At 46.0% G+C, this 3676-nt stretch carries 4 protein-coding genes; 3 read left to right on the top strand and 1 reads right to left on the bottom strand.

Annotated features, from left to right (window positions below):
* Nucleotides 1-84: 84 nt before the first annotated feature.
* Nucleotides 85-1320: a sulfite oxidase gene (locus ACOJS8_RS20615; RefSeq protein WP_420150439.1), complete on the bottom strand. Its 1236-nt coding sequence runs from the start codon at nucleotides 1318-1320 to the stop codon at nucleotides 85-87.
* A gap of 262 nt (nucleotides 1321-1582) precedes the next feature.
* On the opposite strand from ACOJS8_RS20615, the gene ACOJS8_RS20610 reads away from it, so the two are divergent.
* From ACOJS8_RS20610 to ACOJS8_RS20600, 3 genes are all read left to right on the top strand, one after another.
* Entirely contained in the window at nucleotides 1583-2143 is a 561-nt protein-coding gene (locus tag ACOJS8_RS20610) for a YqgE/AlgH family protein (protein ID WP_420150438.1), read from the top strand.
* Nucleotides 2144-2341: 198 nt separating this feature from the next.
* A complete protein-coding gene (locus ACOJS8_RS20605; RefSeq protein WP_420150437.1) occupies nucleotides 2342-2950 on the top strand; it encodes an outer membrane beta-barrel protein in 609 nt (202 codons plus the stop codon).
* A gap of 27 nt (nucleotides 2951-2977) precedes the next feature.
* A complete protein-coding gene (locus ACOJS8_RS20600) occupies nucleotides 2978-3445 on the top strand; it encodes an NADH-quinone oxidoreductase subunit A (protein ID WP_420150436.1) in 468 nt (155 codons plus the stop codon).
* Nucleotides 3446-3676 lie beyond the last annotated feature (231 nt).

Below are 3676 nucleotides of genomic sequence, written 5' to 3'. Positions count from 1 at the left end.
CCGTAAGCTAGCCATTCCTATCAGAACACATCCTATACATAAAACTATGTTGTTGATATTCATTACGTTGCGAATTTTGATTTTCTAGACATCTTTTACGGCTATCCGATGACATGCATTGTTGAGATATCCACCAGGATTCCATTGTGGAATTACCATGGGTTGCGTTACGCCCTTGCTGTCCGTTGCGCGTACCCACACTTCGTAGTAACCCAACTGTGGAAACGTAACGTCGGTGGTCCAGTGTTGCCAGGCCAATCGATTTTTAGGACGCTCCAGTTTCGCTTTCTGCCACGTAGCGCCATAGTCAATAGACGTATGGACGTCAGCGACCTCCCGATCGCCAGCCCACGCATGGCCACGTAGTGACAAGGTTTTCTTGACGTCCAACATGGCTCCCGTTTTGGGATACGTAATAAGCGACTTCACAGGCATTGATTCGATGATTCGAAAATTCTCGGGCGTTTCGGGAATTTTTTCACCAGGTTCTACCGGACGGATTGGCATTTTATAACTGTGTCCTTCCATTTTCGCCCCATCATGCACTTTGTTACGTACCGCTATGGTATGCAGCCACTTTCCCGAAACAGACGCGGGCCATCCGCCAATAACTAACCGGAGAGGATAGCCGTGCGCTAGTGGGATGTCCTTCCCGTTAACTGCCCAGGCAATCAGGGTTTCGTCTTCAAGCGCTTTTTTGATGGGAACACCACGAGAAATGGCCACTTTGGTTGCATCCTGACTCAAATGCGGGTCGTTTCCATAATAGCCGATATAAACGGCATCCTCTTTAAGACCCACATCGGCCAGAATATCCTTGAGTCGAACACCCGTCCATTCAGCACAGCTAACCGCTCCCTGATCCCAGGGATTGCCCGTTGTTTGGGGTTCGTAACCTGCCCGACCGTTGCCTCCACACTCCAGCACTAACTGATACGTATAGGTTTTAAACCGTTTTTTGAGATCGCTGAGGCTGTATACTTTGGCGCTTTTTACGGATTCTCCGTTTATGGTAAGCGTCCACTTCGCCAGATCAGCAGGTGCCGCTGGAATCAGGCCATTATTCCGGATAAACATTTTTTCGACAGGCGTAACAGCATCGTCTAATAAATGAACGGGGGTCTCCACATTCCAGGGCTTATCCCCCAGTACTTTCATATCCGGACTTTTCCCTTTAAGTGGGTCATAGTCAAACGCCAGCGGTATATGATGTGGTGGTATATTATCAGCAAAAACAATGTTTGTACCTACCAAAGCGGTTAGCGTAGCTAATGCACTTTTTTGGAGAAAACCACGTCGGTTATGAATCTGATCCTGCATAGATTCGTTATTGAATTTTACCATCAAAAGAATTTAGTAACTTACCACTTAGCTAACTATCCACGTCTGTGTATAACCTAAGGATACTACAGTTTGTAAAATTAACGCTCAGGTTGGCTAAACTGCATACTACGTCTTATTTTGATGCAATAACTGCACGAAAATGTTACTATACCGCATAGTGGATTTAAGAGTTTTTTATCAATATAGCCACCGCAATAACGTTTGTCCTATACGCATACGTTAAACGGATTAATTTCCTATGAATACGAGTCCATCAATTGTTAAGAATGGCGATTTATTGATTGCTGAGCCATTTATGGGCGATACTAATTTTGACCGAAGTGTGGTGCTGGTTTGCGAACATAATCAGACGGGTACGTTTGGGCTGATACTGAATCAGCTGACGGATATTCATCTAAGCGATGTCGTCGAAGAAGTCCATGCCGATCTCCCTTTATACATCGGCGGTCCGGTACAGCAGAATACCTTACATTTCATTCACCGGCGCCCTGACCTTATTGAGGGCTCTATTCGAGTGCTGAATGATTTGTACTGGAGTGGCGATTTTGAACAGATTAAGCAAGCCGTCAACTTAGGTACGCTAACCGAGCGTGACGCCCGCTTTTTTATTGGTTATTCGGGTTGGGGCGAAGGGCAGCTGGATGCAGAATTAAATCAAAAAGCCTGGATCATTAGCCACACAACCGCTGGTTTTCTGTTCGATACGCCAACGAAAGAATTCTGGCGGGGCGTACTGAAGCGTATGGGTGGCGAGTACAAATCCATAGCCCATTACCCAGTTGACCCACGCTTGAATTAGTCATTCTCGCTCTCAAGAAAACCATTATCCGTTCACGCATCTGGGCTGATTTCTCTTCACATTTTAGAAACTTTAACCTTAGCTCAACAACTAGCAATCTTAATTCCTAACTTTTTTAACCAACTTTGTACGTTCTAAAGACTGACACTTCGGTAATAGTACGTTATCGGAACGTAACGGTTCTTTGTCAAAGTTTGTATGTATACGTATCGATTACTGCTTTTTGTTTTTCTCGTAACCTCGCCCCTTTTCGTACGGGCACAGAGTGATAAGCCCATTGGTGGGCATTTTGGGCTAAAGCTCGGCGCCACATTTACGCAAATCTCTATTTCGGGCACCAGCGCTAACATTCCTAAACGAGCACTGGAGCCTCATTTGGGGGTTATGTATCGCTACCGCTACAACCGGTGGGTATTGCAACCAGAAGCCCTGCTCGCTATAAAAGGCGGTACGTTCCAGCAGGAACAGTTGAATACTCCCCGAACAACTACGGGCGTTTCCTATTATTACGCCAGTCTGCCAATTTTGTTAGGTTACATTCCAACGGAAGGACTAACCATACAGGCAGGCCCTGAGTTTAGCTATGCACTCAATGCCGGAAAAACAGGCGGCCCTGGCGCTCAGAGTGATTTGGGTGTTGCCGTAGGTGCTCATTACGATTTTCTGGATATGCTCAGCAAATTCAGTTTGCATATCCGGTACATCCACGGCCTTGTCAACGTATCACCAGAACCTACAGCTACTTATTACAACCGCAACCTGCAAGTTTCTCTGGTATATAACCTGTTTCCCAAAAAGAATAAATAAGCTGGAAGTTGACGTCAGTCATTGCCTATGCTCTCCGACTTTGGTATTATATTACTGTTTATTCTCGGCGCTTTTGCGTTCATAGCCGTTGTGCTTTTTGTAGCACGATTGCTACATCCTCATAAGCCAAATGTTGAAAAAAACAGTACGTATGAATCCGGAGAAGAGCCTGTTGGCAACGCGAATATCCAGTTCAACATTCGGTTCTACGTCGTTGCTCTGGTTTTTGTACTATTCGATGTGGAGCTGGTTTTTCTGTTTCCCTGGGCAACGGTGTTCGGTCAGGAAAGGCTCATCCGGGCGACGGGTGGTTTATGGGGCTGGTTCGCGTTAGCCGAAGCGGTCCTATTCGTTGTTATTCTGGCACTGGGCCTGGCTTACGTCTGGGCAAAAGGATACCTTGACTGGATCAAACCGCAACCTAAAATACCGACGGTAGAAACGAAAGTTCCGATTGATTTGTATAAACAGGTAAACGAACGTTACAAACGTTGACCTTGTTCCTATTGCGCTGTTGGTGTCTGACTCTGCTCGTTATTACCTTCTTACCGTCTGCTTCGTTTTCTCAAAAACTGGCTATCAATGAGTACCAGATGCGAGTTGTAACGAATGATGGCCATCACTTTCGCGGGATATTAACGGACGTCGACGGGGCTTATCTTTACATTAACACCGAAGCACCAATTCCGCTGAGCAAAATCCGGAAAGTGGCCGTTCGTCGCAAAA

This window comes from Spirosoma sp., from assembly GCF_048594605.1.
Classification (GTDB): domain Bacteria; phylum Bacteroidota; class Bacteroidia; order Cytophagales; family Spirosomataceae; genus Spirosoma.
Note: the sequence above shows the minus strand (reverse complement) of the source record. Positions and strands in the feature narration are given on the sequence as shown.

What these genes read in the sequence shown, in the direction of transcription:
- ACOJS8_RS20615 (WP_420150439.1), bottom strand. Translation starts at nt 1,320, where the DNA reads ATGCAGGATCAGATTCATAACCGACGTGGTTTTCTCCAAAAAAGTGCA.
- ACOJS8_RS20605 (WP_420150437.1), top strand. Translation starts at nt 2,342, where the DNA reads ATGTATACGTATCGATTACTGCTTTTTGTTTTTCTCGTAACCTCGCCC.
- ACOJS8_RS20610 (WP_420150438.1), top strand. Translation starts at nt 1,583, where the DNA reads ATGAATACGAGTCCATCAATTGTTAAGAATGGCGATTTATTGATTGCT.
- ACOJS8_RS20600 (WP_420150436.1), top strand. Translation starts at nt 2,978, where the DNA reads ATGCTCTCCGACTTTGGTATTATATTACTGTTTATTCTCGGCGCTTTT.